Annotated in this window: 16 protein-coding genes and 1 pseudogene; 14 read left to right on the plus strand and 3 right to left on the minus strand. The window is 61.7% G+C overall.

The window, feature by feature from the left end:
* Positions 1-43 precede the first annotated feature (43 nt).
* From IVA75_RS15115 to IVA75_RS15140, 6 genes are all read left to right on the plus strand, one after another.
* The gene (locus IVA75_RS15115; protein WP_007601963.1) at positions 44-865 is read left to right on the plus strand and encodes an ABC transporter ATP-binding protein; all 822 of its coding nucleotides are present in this window, start codon (positions 44-46) and stop codon (positions 863-865) included.
* Entirely contained in the window at positions 862-2,793 is a 1,932-nt protein-coding gene (locus IVA75_RS15120) for a long-chain fatty acid--CoA ligase (protein ID WP_247290196.1), read from the plus strand. Before IVA75_RS15115 ends, IVA75_RS15120 begins: the two co-directional genes overlap by 4 nt.
* A gap of 220 nt (positions 2,794-3,013) precedes the next feature.
* Positions 3,014-3,907, plus strand: coding sequence for a branched-chain amino acid ABC transporter permease (locus IVA75_RS15125; protein WP_027519025.1), 894 nt, complete (start codon positions 3,014-3,016; stop codon positions 3,905-3,907).
* A 3-nt stretch (positions 3,908-3,910) separates the two neighbouring features.
* Entirely contained in the window at positions 3,911-4,984 is a 1,074-nt protein-coding gene (locus tag IVA75_RS15130; protein ID WP_027519026.1) for a branched-chain amino acid ABC transporter permease, read from the plus strand.
* Between the two features lie 46 nt (positions 4,985-5,030).
* Positions 5,031-6,314, plus strand: a complete 1,284-nt coding sequence (locus IVA75_RS15135) for an ABC transporter substrate-binding protein (RefSeq protein WP_247290198.1) — start codon at positions 5,031-5,033, stop codon at positions 6,312-6,314.
* Positions 6,315-6,474: 160 nt separating this feature from the next.
* On the plus strand, positions 6,475-7,317 hold the full coding sequence (locus IVA75_RS15140) for an ABC transporter ATP-binding protein (protein ID WP_247290200.1): 843 nt from the start codon (positions 6,475-6,477) through the stop codon (positions 7,315-7,317).
* Here IVA75_RS15140 and IVA75_RS15145 read toward each other — a convergent pair.
* Positions 7,314-8,468 carry an AGE family epimerase/isomerase gene (locus IVA75_RS15145; RefSeq protein WP_247290202.1) on the minus strand — a complete coding sequence of 385 codons (1,155 nt, stop codon included), beginning with the start codon at positions 8,466-8,468 and terminating at the stop codon, positions 7,314-7,316. The two genes, IVA75_RS15140 and IVA75_RS15145, sit on opposite strands and share 4 nt — an antisense overlap.
* 86 nt (positions 8,469-8,554) lie before the next feature.
* On the opposite strand from IVA75_RS15145, the gene IVA75_RS15150 reads away from it, so the two are divergent.
* The 6 genes and pseudogenes from IVA75_RS15150 (at position 8,555) to IVA75_RS15170 (ending at position 13,057) form a co-directional block, all read left to right on the plus strand.
* Positions 8,555-9,778, plus strand: a complete 1,224-nt coding sequence (locus IVA75_RS15150; RefSeq protein ID WP_247290203.1) for an AMP-binding protein — start codon at positions 8,555-8,557, stop codon at positions 9,776-9,778.
* A gap of 524 nt (positions 9,779-10,302) precedes the next feature.
* Positions 10,303-10,713: a hypothetical protein gene (locus tag IVA75_RS15155; RefSeq protein ID WP_247290206.1), complete on the plus strand. Its 411-nt coding sequence runs from the start codon at positions 10,303-10,305 to the stop codon at positions 10,711-10,713.
* A gap of 122 nt (positions 10,714-10,835) precedes the next feature.
* Positions 10,836-10,973: pseudogene (locus IVA75_RS40360) on the plus strand (ParB N-terminal domain-containing protein); the annotation flags it as partial.
* A 608-nt stretch (positions 10,974-11,581) separates the two neighbouring features.
* Positions 11,582-12,091 (plus strand): site-specific DNA-methyltransferase, encoded by a 510-nt coding sequence (locus tag IVA75_RS40365; protein WP_346658425.1) that lies wholly within the window; start codon positions 11,582-11,584, stop codon positions 12,089-12,091.
* A 141-nt stretch (positions 12,092-12,232) separates the two neighbouring features.
* Positions 12,233-12,646 carry a DUF5681 domain-containing protein gene (locus tag IVA75_RS15165; protein WP_247290208.1) on the plus strand — a complete coding sequence of 138 codons (414 nt, stop codon included), beginning with the start codon at positions 12,233-12,235 and terminating at the stop codon, positions 12,644-12,646.
* Positions 12,647-12,682: 36 nt separating this feature from the next.
* The gene (locus IVA75_RS15170; RefSeq protein ID WP_247290210.1) at positions 12,683-13,057 is read left to right on the plus strand and encodes a hypothetical protein; all 375 of its coding nucleotides are present in this window, start codon (positions 12,683-12,685) and stop codon (positions 13,055-13,057) included.
* Positions 13,058-13,569: 512 nt separating this feature from the next.
* Here IVA75_RS15170 and IVA75_RS15175 read toward each other — a convergent pair.
* The gene (locus IVA75_RS15175) at positions 13,570-14,358 is read right to left on the minus strand and encodes an outer membrane beta-barrel protein (RefSeq protein ID WP_247290213.1); all 789 of its coding nucleotides are present in this window, start codon (positions 14,356-14,358) and stop codon (positions 13,570-13,572) included.
* Positions 14,359-14,441: 83 nt separating this feature from the next.
* Between IVA75_RS15175 and IVA75_RS15180 the strand changes: the two genes are divergently transcribed.
* Both IVA75_RS15180 and IVA75_RS15185 read left to right on the plus strand, forming a co-directional pair.
* On the plus strand, positions 14,442-15,095 hold the full coding sequence (locus IVA75_RS15180) for a transcriptional regulator (protein WP_247290215.1): 654 nt from the start codon (positions 14,442-14,444) through the stop codon (positions 15,093-15,095).
* A 452-nt stretch (positions 15,096-15,547) separates the two neighbouring features.
* The gene (locus IVA75_RS15185) at positions 15,548-16,861 is read left to right on the plus strand and encodes a hypothetical protein (RefSeq protein WP_247290225.1); all 1,314 of its coding nucleotides are present in this window, start codon (positions 15,548-15,550) and stop codon (positions 16,859-16,861) included.
* Positions 16,862-16,950: 89 nt separating this feature from the next.
* On the opposite strand, the gene IVA75_RS15190 is transcribed toward IVA75_RS15185, so the two are convergent.
* Positions 16,951-17,196 carry a hypothetical protein gene (locus IVA75_RS15190; RefSeq protein WP_247290227.1) on the minus strand — a complete coding sequence of 82 codons (246 nt, stop codon included), beginning with the start codon at positions 17,194-17,196 and terminating at the stop codon, positions 16,951-16,953.
* Positions 17,197-17,204: the final 8 nt, after the last annotated feature.

Genomic DNA, 17,204 nt, shown 5'->3' on the forward strand with positions numbered 1-17,204 from the left:
AAGAGCGCCACTGAATGCGCCATCACCGGGAGGGATCTGTTTGGTGGCTACCAGTCTTGAAGTGCGCGGCGTGTCCTTGCGATTCGGCGGCGTTCGTGCGCTGACCGATGTCGGCTTCGCCATCAGGGAAGGCGAGTTGTTCTCGATCATCGGCCCCAACGGTGCCGGCAAGACCTCGATCGTGAACTGTATTTCCGGCCGCTACAAGCCGACCGAAGGCCAGCTGTTCTACCAGGGCCGCGACATCACCGGCCTGACGCCCAACGCGCGCGCTTCGCTCGGCATCGGCCGCACCTTTCAGAACCTGGCGCTGTTCCACCACATGAGCGTGCTCGACAATATCATGGTCGGCCGCCATCACCTCCTGAAGAACAATTTTCTCACGGGCTCGCTGTACTGGCTCACCGGCGCGCGCAAGGAAGAGCTCGAGCACCGCCGCAAGGTCGAGGAGATCATCGATTTCCTCGATCTCCAATCGGTGCGAAAGGCGCCGGCCGGCACCCTCTCCTATGGTCTGCGCAAGCGCGTGGAACTCGCGCGCGCCATGGCACTGGAGCCACGCCTCATTCTCCTCGACGAGCCGATGGCCGGCATGAACTTCGAGGAGAAGGAGGACATGGCCCGCTACATCGTCGATCTCAACGAGGAGTTCGGCATGACCGTGGTGATGATCGAGCACGACATGGGCGTGGTAATGGACATCTCCCACCGCGTCATGGTGCTGGATTTCGGCCGCAAGATCGCCGAGGGCGATCCGGCCGCCGTGCTCGCCGATCCCCACGTCAGGCGCGCCTATCTCGGCGAAGAGGACGAGGTGCTGGTCGATCCTGACGATGCTCCGCCGGCGCAGGAGAGCGCGGCATGATGGATTACGCAGGCCGCGTCGCGCAGGCCGACACCTATCCGAAGATGCTCCGGCTCAATGCGAAGGAGTACGGCAACGAGATCGCGTTGCGCGAGAAGGATCTCGGGCTGTGGCGCCCGTTCACCTGGAACGCCTACCAGACGCGGGTGCGCGACTTCGCGCTCGGCCTGATCGAACTGGGCCTTGGGCGCGAAGATGTCGTCGGCATCATCGGCGACAACCGGCCGGACTGGGTCGCGGCGGAAATAGCAACCCACGCGATCGGAGGCTTGAGCCTCGGGCTATATCGTGACGTGCTCGACGAAGAAGCCTCTTATCTCCTCAATTATGGCGAGGCGCAGCTCGTTTTCGCCGAGGACGAGGAGCAGGTCGACAAGCTGCTTACGCTGGCCGACCGCGTCCCAAAGCTGAAGCACATCATCTATTCCGATCCGCGCGGCATGCGGAAATACGACGATCCGCGCTTGATGTCGGCGGAGACGTTTGCCGAACTCGGCCGGGCGCGGGCTACGCGCGAGCCGGAACTTTACGACCGGCTGGTGGACGCGACCAAGGGCGAGGACGTCGCGATCCTCTGCACGACATCAGGCACCACCTCGCATCCAAAGCTCGCGATGCTCGCGGCCGGCCGCGTGCTCGGCCACTGCGCGACATACCTCGCTTTCGATCCGAAAGGGCCGGACGACGAATACGTGTCGGTGCTGCCGCTGCCCTGGATCATGGAGCAGGTCTATGTACTGGGCAAAGGCCTCTTGTGCCGGATGAAGATCAACTTCGTCGAAGAGCCCGAGACCATGATGAACGATCTGCGTGAGATCGCACCGACGTTCATCCTGTTTGCACCGCGCGTTTGGGAATCAATCGCCGCCGACGTCCGCGCCAGGGTGATGGACGCAACGCCGTTCAAGCAGCGCCTGTTCGACATCGGCATGAAGAGCGGGCTTGCCGCGCTCGAACGGGGCGAGCGTTCCGGCTTTGCCGACGCGATCCTGTTCCGTGCATTGCGCGACCGCCTCGGCTTCACCCGCCTGCGTTCAGCCGCAACCGGCGGCGCGGCACTCGGGCCCGAGACCTTCAAGTTCTTCCAGGCCATGGGCGTGCCGCTGCGTACGCTCTACGGCCAGACCGAGCTGCTGGGGGCCTACACGCTGCATCCCGCGGGCAAGGTCGATCCCGACACGACAGGCGTGCCGATGGCCGACAGCGTCGAAATCCGCATCGACAATGCCGACGTTCACGGCGTCGGCGAAATCGTGGTGCGGCATCCCAACATGTTCCTCGGCTACTACAAGAACCCGGAGGCGAGCGTCGCTGACCTCAGGGATGGCTGGATGCTGTCCGGCGACGCCGGCTATTTCAACGCGAATCGCCAGCTCGTGGTCATCGACCGCATCAAGGATCTCGCCGAGACCTCGCGCGGCGACCGCTTCTCGCCGCAATTCATCGAGAACAAGTTGAAGTTCTCGGCTTATATCGCGGAAGCCGTGGTGCTTGGTGCAGGCCGCGACGCGCTCGCCGCCATGATCTGCATCCGCTACTCCATTATCTCGAAATGGGCGGAGAAGAACCGGCTCTCGTTTACGACCTACAGCGACCTGGCCTCACGGCCCGAGGTTTATGCGCTGCTCAAGAAGGAAGTCGAGACCGTCAACGCGACTCTGCCACCGGCACAGCGCATCTCCCGCTTCCTGCTGCTCTACAAGGAGCTCGACGCCGACGATGGCGAGCTCACCCGCACGCGGAAAGTGCGCCGCAGCGTCATCAACGAGAAATACGAAGGCATCATCGACGCGATCTACCGCGGCCAGGCCGACATCCCCGTGGACACCGTGATCCGCTTCCAGGACGGCACCACGCAAAGGGTGCGGACCACGCTGCGAGTGGTGGATCTCGGCGGACCGGGGCATTTGGCGGAGGCGGCGGAGTGAACTTCGTGGCAATCACAGGTGCAATGCGTATTGCTGCGCCCTCTCCCCTTGTGGGAGAGGGCATCTCCGCAGCCCGCTCCACCCTCACTTCGGCGAGGGGTCCTCTCTCCGCGCGTTCATTGCTGAGACAACCCCTCACCCGTCTTCGCTTCGCGAAGCCACTCTCTCCCACAAGGGGAGAGGGGAAGAGCGCGCCGGATTTGTCAGCGAGCACCACTTCATGAATACCGCCTTCCTCATTCAGCTCCTGGTCAACGGCCTCGTGGTCGGCACGCTCTATGGCGTGGTCGCGATGTCGTTTGTGCTGATCTACAAGGCTAGCCAGGTCGTCAATTTCGCGCAGGGCGAGCTCTTGCTTGTCGGCGCCTGGGTGTGCTGGACTTTGCTCGCGAAATACCAGGTGCCGTTCTGGATCGGCATGCCGATGACGCTGGTGTTCATGTTCGTGTTCGGCATCGCGGTGCAGGTCCTGATCCTGCGACCGATGATCGGCGAACCCATCATCTCGGTCATCATGGTGACGATCGGCCTCTCCACCGTGCTGCAGGCCACGCTGAAATGGATGTTCGGCGTCAATCCGCAGCCGTTCCCGCGCGTGTTCGAGAGCCAGTCCGTCAGCCTGCTCGGGCTCCAGATCCAGACCGTCTATGTCATGAGCCTCGTCGTCTCGATCGCGATGATGATTGGCATGGCCTGGTTCTTCCGCGCGTCAAAGTACGGCCTTGCGATGCGCGCCACTGCGTTCAACCAACAGGTCGCGCAATCGCTCGGCATTTCCGTGAAAAGCGTGTTCGCGATGGCCTGGGCGATCTCCGCAACGGTGTCGGCGGTTGCAGGCGTTGTGGTCGCGGTCGTGAACGGCGTATCCTCGGGCCTTGCCGCCTATGGGATCAAAGTGTTTCCGGCTGCGATCCTCGGCGGGCTCGATTCCGTCGGCGGTGCCGTGCTCGGCGGCATCATCATCGGATTACTCGAGAACATCGCGCAATATGTCGACAGCGAATACCTTCACTGGGGCAATCTCTACGAGATCGCGCCGTTCTACGTCCTCATCATCGTGCTGATGATCAAGCCCTACGGCCTGTTCGGCACCCACGACATCGAACGGATCTGATCCATGGCCGGCCCCGCCCTCATCCCTGCTGGTGATTTCCGCACCTCTTACGCGGCCGACACCACGATCTTCCCGACCGCCACCAGCCGCAATTTTGCGATCGCCGGCGTGCTGGCGCTGTGTCTCGTGCCGCAATTCCTTGGCGGCTATTGGCTCAGCATCCTGATCCAGATCGGCATCTTCTCGATTGCTGCGCTTGGCCTCAACATCCTGGTCGGCTTCACCGGCCAAATTTCGATCGGCCATGCCGCTTTCTTCCTGCTCGGCGCCTTCACCTCGGCCTACATCTCCAACAGCACATCGATCCCGGTGTTCTTCGCGATCCCCCTCGCGGGCGTCGTCACTGCGCTGGTCGGGCTGATCTTCGGCATCCCGGCGGCGCGGCTGAAGGGGCTTTATCTCGTGATCGCGACGCTCGCAGCACAATACATCCTGCTCGACTTCTTCTCCCGCGCCGAATGGTTCACCGGCGGCTCGGTGCCGGCCAGCGCCAATCCGTTTTCGATCTTCGGCTACACGCTGCGCGGCGACAGGCAATATTTCTATGTCGTACTCGCCTACGTGGTTGCAAGCTACGTCCTCGTCACCAATCTGATGCGCACCCGCGACGGCCGCGCGCTGGTGGCGATTCGCGACCATTATCTCTCCGCGGAGATCATGGGCATCAATCTCACCAAGTATCGCACGTTGTCATTTGGGCTCGCCGCCTTCTTCGCCGGCATCGCTGGCGCGCTCTACGCACACTACCAGCTCGTGGTGTCGCAAGAGGGCTTCGGCATCGAACGCTCGATCCTGTTCCTGGCCATGATCATCATCGGCGGCACCGGTTCGATCATGGGCACGCTGATGGGTACCGCGTTCGTGGTGCTGCTGCCCGAGACGATGGAGTTCCTCAGCGTGGCGCTGAAGGGCGGCGCGATCGACAAGGCGCTGTCGCTGAACAACAACATCACCTTCCTGCGCGAGATCGCGATCGGGGTGATCATCATCGCGTTCCTAATGTTCGAGCCGGATGGGCTCGCCCATCGCTGGCGGCAGATCAAGGCGTACTGGAAACTCTACCCGTTCTCGCATTGAGCGCGGGCAACTCGCAAACCAACAAATAAACAGGAGGAGGCAACCAATGAAAACTAAATCCCTTTTGAGCACCGCGTCACTTGCGCTGGCGATCGCCGCATTCTCGTCAGGCGCGCAGGCGCAGATCGCAATCGGGCATCTCGCCGATTATTCCGGCGGCACGTCCGACGTCGGCACGCCCTACGGCCAAGCCGTCGCCGACACCTTCGCCTGGGTCAACAAGAACGGCGGCGTCGGCGGCAAGCAGCTCAACGTCGACACCAACGACTATGGCTACCAGGTGCCGCGCGCGATCGCACTCTACAAGAAGTGGTCGGCGCCGGACTCCAAGGTCGCGGCGATCATGGGCTGGGGTACGGCAGACACCGAGGCGCTGACCGGCTTCCTCGCACAAGATAAAATCCCCGACCTCTCCGGCTCCTACGCCGCCGCCCTCACCGATCCCGAAGGTGTCAGCGGCAAGGCCAAGCCCGCGCCCTATAATTTCTTCTATGGTCCGAGCTATTCGGACTCGCTGCGCGCGATGCTGATGTGGGCAGCCGAAGACTGGAAGGCCAAGGGCAAGTCCGGCAAGCCGAAATTCGTCCACATGGGGGCCAACCACCCTTATCCGAACGCGCCGAAGGCCGCCGGCGAAGCCATGGCGCAGGAGCTCGGCTTCGAGGTGCTGCCGCCGCTGGTGTTCGCGCTCGCGCCGGGTGACTACAGCGCGCAGTGCCTGAGCCTGAAATCCTCAGGCGCCAACTACGCCTATCTCGGCAACACCGCCGCGTCCAACATCTCGGTGATGAAGGCCTGCAAGACCGCCGGCGTCGACATCCAGTTCATGGGCAATGTCTGGGGCATGGACGAGAACGCCGCCAAGACCGCAGGCGATGCCGCCGACGGCGTGATCTTCCCGCTGCGCACCGCGGTCAGCTGGGGCGGCGATGCGCCCGGCATGAAAACGGTGATGGAGATCTCGAAGATGTCCGACCCGACCGGCAAGGTCTATCGGCCGGTGCACTACATCGCGGCGGTGTGCTCGGCGCTCTACATGAAGGAGGCGATCGATTGGGCCGCCAAGAACGGCGGCGCCACCGGCGAGAACGTCGCCAAGGGCTTCTACCAGAAGAAGGACTGGGTGCCGGCCGGAATGGAGGGCGTCTGTAATCCCTCGACCTGGACCGACAAGGACCACCGCGGCACGCTGAAGGTCGACCTCTACCGCACCAAGATTGCGGGAGCGACCGACGGCGACCTCAACGACCTCATGGCCAAGGGCGCGATCAAGCTCGAGAAGGTCAAGACCGTCGAGCTCCCGCGCAAGCCGGAATTGCTGGGCTGGTGAGCTTAGCGCTCACCTCACACACAAATGTCATCCCCCGCCTTGTGCGCAGCGCGCACTGGAGCGGGGGATCCAGTACGCCGGGGCCTCTCCGTGAGTCTCAGGCGTCTCTGGAATACTGGGTCGCCCGGTCAAGCCGGGCGACGACAGCGGAGTATGAGGCATGACCGAAATTCACGAAACAGCAGCTCGTCCCTCCCCCGGCATCGTACCCGCACCGCCTCTCCTTGCCGTGCGCAACATCGAGGTCGTCTATGACGACGTCATCCTGGTGCTGCGCGGTCTCAGCCTCGACGTGCCCAAGGGCGCGATCGTGGCGCTGCTCGGCGCCAACGGCGCCGGCAAGTCGACGACGCTGAAGGCTATCTCCGGGCTGCTCAAGACCGAGGACGGCGAAGTCACGCGCGGCGAGATCCTGTTCGAGGGCGAGCGCATCAACGGCATCGACCCCGACAAGATCGTCCGCCGCGGCATCTTCCAGGTGATGGAGGGCCGGCGCATCGTCGCCGACATGACCTCGCTGGAAAATCTCAAGCTCGGCGCCTTCACCCGCAGGGACCGCGAGGTCGGCGCCGATCTCGATATGGTCTTCAACTATTTCCCGCGTCTGAAGGAGCGCACCGGGCTTGCCGGTTATCTCTCCGGCGGCGAACAGCAGATGCTCGCGATCGGCCGCGCACTGATGGCGCGCCCGAAGATGATCCTGATGGACGAACCCTCGATGGGCCTGTCGCCTCTGCTGGTGAAAGAGGTGTTCTCGATCATCCACAAGATCAACCGTGACCTCGGCGTCACCATTCTCCTGGTCGAGCAGAACGCCCGCGCCGCGCTGTCGGTGGCAAGCCACGGCTACATCATGGAGCAGGGCAAGGTCGTGCTCGACGGCACCGCGGACGAATTGCGCGACAACGAGGACGTCAAGGAATTCTACCTCGGCGGCGCCGGCGACCAGCGCAAGAGCTTCAAGAACCTCAAAAGCTTCAAGCGGCGCAAGCGCTGGCTTTAACCTTCCAATACCTGTTCCGCTTCCGTGACTGCGCAGAGAACATGATACAACGACGACGCAGGAATGGTGTCGATCAGCGATTTGCCGTCGCGCTCGAACTGGTCGTACCAGCCGCCCCGCACGGGATGGCTGAGATAATGCCGTTCGAGCCGCGCCAGCGCCACGCGCGCCTCGTCCGCCGCGCCCGCCTCGCCGGATTCGGCCTGCGCGATCCACGCCTTCGCAATCTCGGTCTGTGGCCACAGCCGGCGCGTAGTGCGGCGAATGTTGCCGGCGTCGTCACCCTCGTCGATCAGGCAGCCGGTGGCCTCGTCGCGATAGCGCAGCGCGGTTTCCAGCAGCTCGGCGCGCCGCTGTCCGGTCGGGCAGCCCGTGATGCGTTCGAACCCCTTCAGCAACCAGACCCATTCCGCCTGGTGGCCGGGCTCGACGCTGACCGGCGCGATCTTCGACCAGTCCTCTTCGAAATATTCGCCGAGCGCGCGCGTCCGCTTGTCGTAGAGATTGGCGAGGAACAGCGCGAAGAACTCGCCGGCACGGTTCTGGAACGACAAGTCGTGGGTTGCGTCGAAGCACGCGATCATCGCCTCGAACAGATGCATGTGCGGGTTCTGCCGGCGCGGCAGCGAGACCGGAAGGCCTTCGTGGACGCCGCCGTGCGGCGAGCGCAGATGGCCATCGAGGAAGGCGAGCAGCGCGTCGATCTCGGTGCGAATTTGTGCGTCCTGGTCGAGCGCATAGACGGCCGCGAGCGCAAACAGGATGAAGGCGTGGTCGTAGGCGTCGCGGCGGGCGTCCAGCACCGCGCCCTCCGGCGTCAGCCGGTGCACGTAGCCGGGCCGGCCGTCGGGCGTCTTTGCCTTGGCGAGCAGATGCTCGAGGCCCTTCAGTGCGACGGCGCGCCCCTCAGGGTACCAGCCCACCTGCGCAGCCTTGGCGTAGCACCAGATCTGGCGGGCCTGCACGAATACCCGGCGCGGCGCGGTCACGTCCGCCGTGCCGTCACGATGCAGCCGATCGATGAAACCACCCGCGCCATGGTCCCAGCCGACCGTCGACCACAACGGCAGCGCCTCGTCGATGATGCGGCGCTTCAGGCGCGGCACGACGTCCGACGCCTCGTCCGCCGCACTGATTCCCTCGTCCGCCATCGCGTCCTCTTCAAACCTCGTCCATGGCCGTCTGATACCCATGCCGGCGGCGGCACGCAACGGATGCCAACACGGAAAGATCAGCCATGACCGCCCATTACGACGCCCTCGAGACGCGCGAGCAAGCCGCGCGCGAGGCCGATCTGTTCGCCCGCCTGCCCGGCGTGCTGCGCTCTGCGATGACCGCGCCCGCCTATGCTGATCGGCTGAAAGGCCTGGATCCGGCTGCCGTGACCTCCAGGGCGGCATTGGCGGGCCTCCCAGTGCTGCGCAAGTCGGAACTGCCGGCCCTGCACAAGGCCTCCACCCCGTTCGGAGGGTTCGTCGCGGCGGCGCCCGGCTCGTTCGCCCGCCTCTTCACCTCCCCCGGGCCGATTTTCGAGCCGGAGGGGCGGCAGGCCGATCCGTGGCGCGGCGCACGGGCGCTGTTCGCGGCCGGGTTCCGGCCCGACGACATCGTGCTCAACACCTTCAGCTATCATCTCACTCCCGGCGGCTTCATCTTCGATGCGTCGGCCCGCGCGCTCGGTTGCGCCGTGATCCCGGCCGGTCCAGGGAATACCGAGCAGCAATTCGAGCTGATCGAGGCCTACCGTCCCGTCGGCTACAGCGGCACGCCGGACTTCCTGAAGATCTTGCTCGATGCTGCCGCAAGCTCAGGACGCGACGTCTCCTCGATCAAGCGCGCGCTGGTCTCGGGCGCGGCCTTCCCGCCCTCGCTCCAGGCGGAGATCAAGACGCGCGGCATCGACGCCTACCAGGCCTTTGGCACCGCCGATCTCGGCCTCATCGCCTTCGAGACGAGCGCGCGCGACGGCATGGTCGTGAACGAGGATCTGATCATGGAGATCGTCAAGCCCGGCACCGGCGATCCCGTGGCGTCCGGCGACGTCGGCGAGATCGTCGTGACTTCGCTCGACCCGCACCATCCCTGGATCCGACTCGCTCTCGGCGACCTCACCGCGGCACTGCCGGGGACCAGCCCCTGCGGGCGCACCAACATGCGCATCAAGGGTTGGATGGGCCGCGCCGACCAGACCACCAAGGTCAAGGGCATGTTCGTCCGCCCGGAGCAGGTCGCCGAGATCGGCAACCGCCATCCCGCGCTCGGAAGATTACGCCTCGTCGTCGCGCGCCAGGGCGAGGCCGATGCAATGACGCTGAAAGCGGAGACGGCGGTCGCAAACGACGCGTTGCGCGAGGAGATTGCAGGCACCTTGCGCGCAGTGACGAAGCTCGGAGGCGAAGTTGAATTGGTGAGGCCCGGCGCGCTGCCGAACGACGGCAAGGTGATCGCGGACGAGCGGTAACGCTGACCTCGTTCTGGTAACAGCGAATATTTCACAACGCTGAGCCCCGTTCAGGTGTAAATCTGCGCAAAACTCCCGGAATATCCGAGACTTGCGCGGCTCTGGCGAGCAGCGGGTGGAAAATAACAGGGAATTCCAAACCGCTATCAGGGAATTGCCGGGCAAAGAACAGCGAACTTGCCGAGCCGTAGCAGGGAAGCCGATCAGTGGCCCAGCAAGCGCACGAGAAGAACCATCTGATCTCCTGATCCGCCAGACCATCAGGACGGAGTGACGCGAAGCTTGCTCGCGTCGCGAACTTCTTCGGCATGCAGTAGACCGGCATCTTGTCACGGCCTTGTGATGAATTTCAAAAACGCGATAGGAGGCCTCTACATTCGCCAATTGGACTCGCCCGCTACCCATAGCCCTCGAATCCGCAATATCGGATTTTGAGCGTTTACCAATGGGGTGAGCCGCTCTCTGCTGTTGCTCCCTCTTGGGCTAGCGTTTCTCCGGACCAGCGAACCTAGGGAGAAACGAACATGGGCGTCCCGTTTGATCAGCAGCGGCTTCACGACGATCCGCCATGGCACGTCCGCCACGCCCCTCCCATCCACAAGCGCCGCGGTCGCCCACCCAACCATCCGGCACAGCAGGACTTTACGCTCGAGCAGATCGACAGGATCTATCCGTGGCTGTGCAGGCGGCTCAAGGCTGATCAAACCGCTCCGGAGCGCACCATCGATCATATCGCGACCAGCGAGCGCGCCTACCGCCTGTTGGCATTTTGGGCGCGCAAGCGCCTAAAAAATGTAGATTGGACGACTCTCCGCAATAACCACAGCTTGTGGAAGGGCGGGCACCTTCACCCCGACGAACGCTGCAGGGATTCGGAGGACTTCGAAACGGAGATAGAGCGCCAGTTTCCGCAGCCTCCCGACCGTGCACCGTAGCCGCCAATTTCCGTGAGCGAATTCCCAGCCCTGATCTGCAAAACCTCTCCGGGGGCAATTCGCCCTAAGAGAACTCAATCAGGAGAAAAGCTTTGCAGATCGAGCAGCTGTCAATCGACGCGTTGAAGCCCTACGCGGGCAATGCCCGCACCCATTCGGCGAAGCAGATCAAGCTGATCGCGGAAAGCATCAAGCGGTTCGGCTTCAACAACCCGATCCTGATCGACGATGAAGGTCAGGTCATCGCAGGCCATGGACGTCTTGCGGCTGCAAGCATGCTCAGCCTCGAGACTGTCCCCTGCGTCCGCCTCTCGCATCTTAACGAGGCGGACAAGCGCGCCTATGTTCTCGCGGACAATCGCCTCGCTGAAAAGGCGGGCTGGGATAACTCGATCCTTGCAATCGAATTGAAGCAGCTCGCTGACGTGGGGTTCGACATCGATCTGACGGGTTTTGAAGCCGCCGAGGTTGACTGCATCATCGAGAACTTTGACGACGAAAGCGAACAGCCGGAAAACCGGATTCCAGAGCGCGGTGAGGGCCCTCCCGTCAGTCGCGTCGGAGACATGTGGCGGCTCGGCAAGCATGTTCTGTTCTGTGGTGACGCAACCGATCCCGCCATCTACGACGTCCTCATGGGGCGCGAACGGGCCGAGTTCATTTTTACCGACCCACCTTATAACGTTCGCATTGGCGGCAATGTATCGGGGCTGGGCGCAATCAAGCACCGCGAATTCGCCATGGCTTCGGGGGAGATGAGCAACGAGGAATTCACCCGGTTCCTCTCCAAGATCTTCCGCCTGCTTGCCGCTACTCGCGGGATGGCTCAATCCACCAGATCTGCATGGATTGGCGGCATATGCGGGAAATGCTGCTTGCGGGCGATCAACATTATGCAGAGCTCAAGAACCTCTGCATCTGGAACAAGACCAATGCGGGGATGGGATCGTTCTATCGTTCCAAGCATGAGCTGGTGTTCGTCTGGAAGCACGGATCGGCCGCGCATACCAATACCTTCGAACTCGGTCAGCACGGCCGCTATCGGACCAATGTCTGGGATTATGAAGGTGCAACCAGCATGCGGACCGGTCGCATGGAGGAGCTGAAGCTGCACCCAACCGTGAAGCCCGTGGCCATGGTGGCGGATGCCATCAAGGACTGCTCCAAGCGCGGCCAGATCGTGCTCGACCCCTTCTGTGGGAGCGGGACGATCCTGATCGCGGCGGAAAAGACTGGCCGCATTGCTCGGGCGGTCGAGCTTGACCCCGCTTACGTAGATGTCGCGGTGCGGCGTTGGGAGCAGTACACCGGAAAGAAGGCCTGGCTTTATCCAATGCAGGAGAGCTTTGAGGAGCTGGCGGAGATCCGGGCGGCCTGATCCATTGGGTTTCAAAGCGCCCACCTGAGCCTTTCGACCCAGACGCCCGCCGGTATCGGAATTCCTTCGGCAATTGTCGTGAGCGCTGAGTCCGCTTGGTCGTGCTACTCGTCGCCAGGCTCAAAACCAGCGCGAGGACGCATGGACGACTACGCCAATTCAATCAAGCCCACAGCGGCCGATGGTGCTCCGTCAGGTTACGAGATCGGATACAAACGTCCGCCGAAGCATGCGCAATTTCCCAAGGGAAGAACAGGAAACCCCAAGGGGCGTCCAAAGCGCCCCGATGGGATTAGCCTAAAGGAGCTCTTCGATGGTGTTCAACGCACAAAAGACGGGAGCACGCTCTCTCGAAGAGAACTAATGGTGCGCCGAATCCTTCACGATGCGATGGCAGGTGATCCTCGTGAGTTTAAGAAGTTCATCGATCTCATGGAGCGCTCCGGACTAATTCGGCGATCCACTCCGAAGAGCATAGGTCCCATTATTGTGAAGCGCGTTCAGGCTATCAGTTCGAACGTTCAAGTCCCGCAGGCGCACGACAGGATCAGCTAGGGGAAATTGAACGGACGGCAGGATGGATCAACGACAATGACCGAACGTACGAAAGTGAGCTGCGAGCGGCCCCGTCGCGCCTCTTGCAGGAACGCGACGGAAAGCGTGATCGCCATCTTTAAGCGGCTCGCAATGGAGCCCGTGATGCTTACCACAGATGGCCGTCGGCAAAAGGTCCCCCGAGCCGTGGCTGTCCTGTTGAAAAACTACAATGCGGCTCTTCAAGGCGACAAGAGCGCCCGGAACAATATCTGGCGACTTTTGGAGCGAACCGGAGAGCTGATCGATCAGAATGACCCCGCAATAGCGGGCAAGCCAATAGTCGTTCCCGAACCGATTTGGGATACGAAAAAGCTCCTGGAGGAACACGGCGTCGGCATCGTTGAGGGCAAGCCTAGCCGAACAGCCTAATTAGCGCTTCGCCGCGTTGCCGGCCAACTCCTTCGCTAAATCCAGAGCTGCAACCCCAATTGATCCAAAGAATTAAATTTCCAGCACCGGTCCATCCAAGCGACAACCGCCATGAAATCGCCTCCGCCGACAATGTCCCTCTCAGCACCCACGTTTAGCCACTGACGAAGCCGACGGACTCAGGATTCGAACGTCGCTTTACGACCGGGTTCTTCTTCCTATTCATCCAGGCGGCAAAAGATTGGGCGCCGACGATCGTTGATCCGGCGTTTAGCGCTCTTTTCATGATTTGCTTGCGAGCATCGCAAGATCGGCTGAGAGATGGAGCAGGCCGGGCCCGACCAGCTTGCCGCCAATGCGCTAAGCAGCCGTCGCCTACCCCAGTTAGGTTGAGCTTGGCGCAACTGGCCAGCAGCATGGTCACATATTCCCCTCAGATCCGGAGCACGCTCCAAACAACAAAAAAGCCCCGGACGATACCCGGGGCTTTGATGTTTGAAGCGGGTTATGGATCAGTACTTCGCGACCACAGGACCGGTCCAGTTGAAGCGGTAGACCAGCGAAGTCGAAATCGTCTGGTTCCAGCTGTTGGCGCGGATATCGCGGCCAACCAGCGTGTTCGTGACATCGAAGAGCTCGTTCGAGGTCTTGGCGTTGTAGAAGGCCGAGCGATACTCGGTCTTCATGAACCAGCCGGGCGACTGGATGCCGAAGATATTCAGGTTGTTCTCGACGCCACCGCCGATGAACCAGCCGTTGCGGTTATAGCTGTTGAGGTGGATCCCCGCGGGAACGCCGGCGAGCGTCATGAAATTGGTCTGGCCGAAGTGAGCGCCAGAGTAACCGCCGTTGACGTAGGAGAGCACGTTCGGAGCAACCAGCCAGCCGAGGCGCACACCTGCGGCCCAAGAGTCTTCCAGCTTTTGCGTACCGGTGAGGCCGCCAACGACCGTCGGATCCTGGATGGTGGCGCGGATGCTGCCGAACTGACCGTCAGCGAACACGCCGGCGACCCAGGTGCCGCTGAACTGCCAGTCATAGCCGAGGCCAACGGTGCCGAACCAACCCGAACCACCCTGACGCTGATCAATAGTGAGCGGAACCGCGCCGACCGTGGTCTGGACGCGCTGGTCCGCAGCAGAGAGGCCGCCGCCGGCGCCACCGAAGATGTAGAAGCCGGTCCAGTTGGCGACGGGCGCCGCCATCGGGGCCTTCACGTAGGGACGGGCGCCAAGGTCAGCGGCCGAGGCTGAACCAGTCATCGCCGCGATCGCGGTGAGAGCAAACAAAATCTTCTTCATCACAAAAATCCCCAAGCGGTGTGCGTCGATGTCTTGGGCAATCTATCCCAAACGGCCCAAAATGCTGTAACCCGAGGGCCACAGTGACGGGCAATCGATGGGCGATGCTGGCTAGCAACAAGGCAATCCTGGCTGAATTATTCCGCGACAATCCAGCGGCAACAGCCATCTATCTAACTGAAAGCATGAGAGAAAACGACTTTGATGCCGCGCGGACGGCTCTCAGCCGCGTTATGCAAGCTCAAAACGTGCAGATGTTAGCGCGGGACGCTGGTTTGAGACGGGATGCCCTGTACAGAACATTCGGGGGTCGAATCGACCCTCAGCTCAGCCGCATCCTAAGGCTCTTTGATGCGCTCAACGTACAGGCCAGCGTGGTGCGGTCGGATCCCTCTGAGGTGCAGACTGCACCGAGCGGGACGGCCCCCGATGATCCCGAAGGGATCGCAAACCGACTAACGCAAGGCCTAGCCAGCAATCGCTTCGAGGAAGCCGTCCTTGCATTGAAAGAAGCCGTGCTGGCCCAGAATGTCTCCTCCCTGGCGAGGGAGGCTGGGATCGAGCGTAGAACAATGTACAAAACATTCGGCGGCGCCGTAGATCCACATCTCAGCCGAATTTTGAAGGTCCTCGCGGCAATGCAGCTTCGGCTGCTTGTCGTTCCGCTTCCAGACAGATCAGGGCTACCACGACCCAAACTTGGTCGGCCGCCAAAAGCTTCAAAAGCCTCTAGCTAACGAGCCGCCAATTTTTACGCCGAATTGCGCGCCATTTATCTACGCGCAACAAGGGGCCGTGCCGAGGACGCCATTGAGATCGGCCCGTCGCATGTCCTGTCCGTGATCGAAGTCAGTCGGCGCCTCGATCAGCTTCTCATCGCGCGTCACCAACGTTGCGCAGCACTTAAATCCAAACCTTTAGCCCATGCCCTTTTCCCCAACAGCAAAACCTGAGGATCCTGAAGCCGGTTGAATGCTGGCTTACTCTCCTGCTGCGAGTCCCTTTCGATGGGCGCCAATTCTCTAAAGGTTTCGGTAACCAAACAATTCGTTCAGAGGCAGTCAGCGAGCTGCACCCACCCTGCTCATACAACCTTTGCATTGTTAGCCGCTACAGTGTGATCACAACGAGGAAATCGCCAGCAAGAGTATCGCGTGATAATAAGACCGTTGGGATGGACACGTCGCCAGTGTCCCGCCGCCGCATCAGTTCAGGCGACACGAACTCGCGGCTTCCGATCGCTCTGGTGATGCTGTGCGGGTTTGCAGGCCTTGGGCTCCGTTACCTCGTGCGCGAGCACGCCACCGACGACGCCATTCAGTTCCTGATCCCGTGGTATTGCTTTGCTCGAGATCACGGGATCGGCGCGCTGGCGGAACCTTTCACCAACTACACCCCGTTTTACAGCTACCTCCTGCTGATTGCCGCGCGACTTGATTGGCTGGGCCAGCCACTGTCCCTCGTGAAAGCGATCTCGGCCGTCATCGAGTTGGGCTGCGCGATCGCTATCGCCCGGATCGTCTGGCGAGCGACAAGGGTGCCATTGCGCACCGCCTTGGCCTTCTGCGCTGTTTGGCTGGCGCCGACGGTGCTCTTCAACGGCGCAATGTGGGCACAGGCCGATTCGATCTGGACGTTCTTCACGCTGGTCTCCGTAGCCCTGTTCATGCGGGACCGAAATGGCGTTTTGCCATTCGCGGCGGCGGTTTCGGTGAAGGCCCAGGGCGTCTTTCTAGGGCCCTTAGTGTTGGGCGTGCTAATGCGCCGCAGGATCCACCCAGCATGGCTCGCCGCTGTTCCCGGGATTTACGTGGTTCTCGCCATTCCGGTTTTCGTCGCTGGCAGATCCTTAGCCTCCGTAGCGGGTGTCTATTTAGAGCAAGCTCACACATTCCATCGCCTCACAATGAATGCAGCGAACATCTGGGTATTGGCTGGGGGTACACCGTACGAGATCGGAGTCGCCATCGGCTTGGTGCTTGCGGCTGTGAGCGGACTTGCTTTGTCAATGTTCATCGCGCGTTCCAAACGAACGGGCCCAGAGTTCATTCTGCTCGCCGCGTGCGTCTCGCTCATGCTCATGCCCTACTTGCTTCCGAAGATGCATGAGCGTTATTTCTATGCCTTTGAGCTCGCGTCTATCGCCTTGGCCTGCATCAATCCGCGCTATTTGCCGTTCGCCGTGATTGCTCAGGTTGACGGCGTGTTATCCTATCTTGGATTCGAGAGCGGTATCATCATGGGTTTGCTGCCGGCGGCGCTCGGCAACACCTTTCTCGTGTTCTACCTCGTGCTTGATCTTTGGCGCGGCGAACGTGGATTTCATTTCCCAAAGCTTGCCTGGCTTGGCTTCACCGTTTCGATTGGAGGATTGCTGAGCTATTTAGTGCTCGCAGGTAGCGGGTGGAACATGTCGCCCGCGTATTTAATTGCCACGGGTCTTGCCGCGGCCATGACGATGTGGCTTCTCATACAGTCGCAGGTCGCAGGTCAACCGACGTGAAGCTGCAAAGTCTGACGTTGCGCAAACCTTCAGTTGGCTTTCAGAGTAGGCAGCGCGACATCCGCAAGCTTCCAGTCGCTCAACTCGGTTCAACTAGTCGCCACGCCGCGGGACCCGCGGTTGCCATCGATCACAGCGATCACGCCATCGATGAAGGCTTGGCACTCAGCGTGGGTCTTGAACGTGCCCTTGTACTTCCCGAATAGGAAGACCGTCCGGCCGTGCCCCTTTCCGAAGAAGTATTGGCCGACGTGTCCGCCGCCTTCGTCTTTGAGCTCAATGCTACCAAGGCTTTGCGCTGACTTGAGGTCTGTCTCGGGTAGCTTGATCCGCACATGTGTCT

The sequence above is a fragment of the Bradyrhizobium sp. 134 genome (assembly GCF_023074155.1).
GTDB lineage: Bacteria > Pseudomonadota > Alphaproteobacteria > Rhizobiales > Xanthobacteraceae > Bradyrhizobium.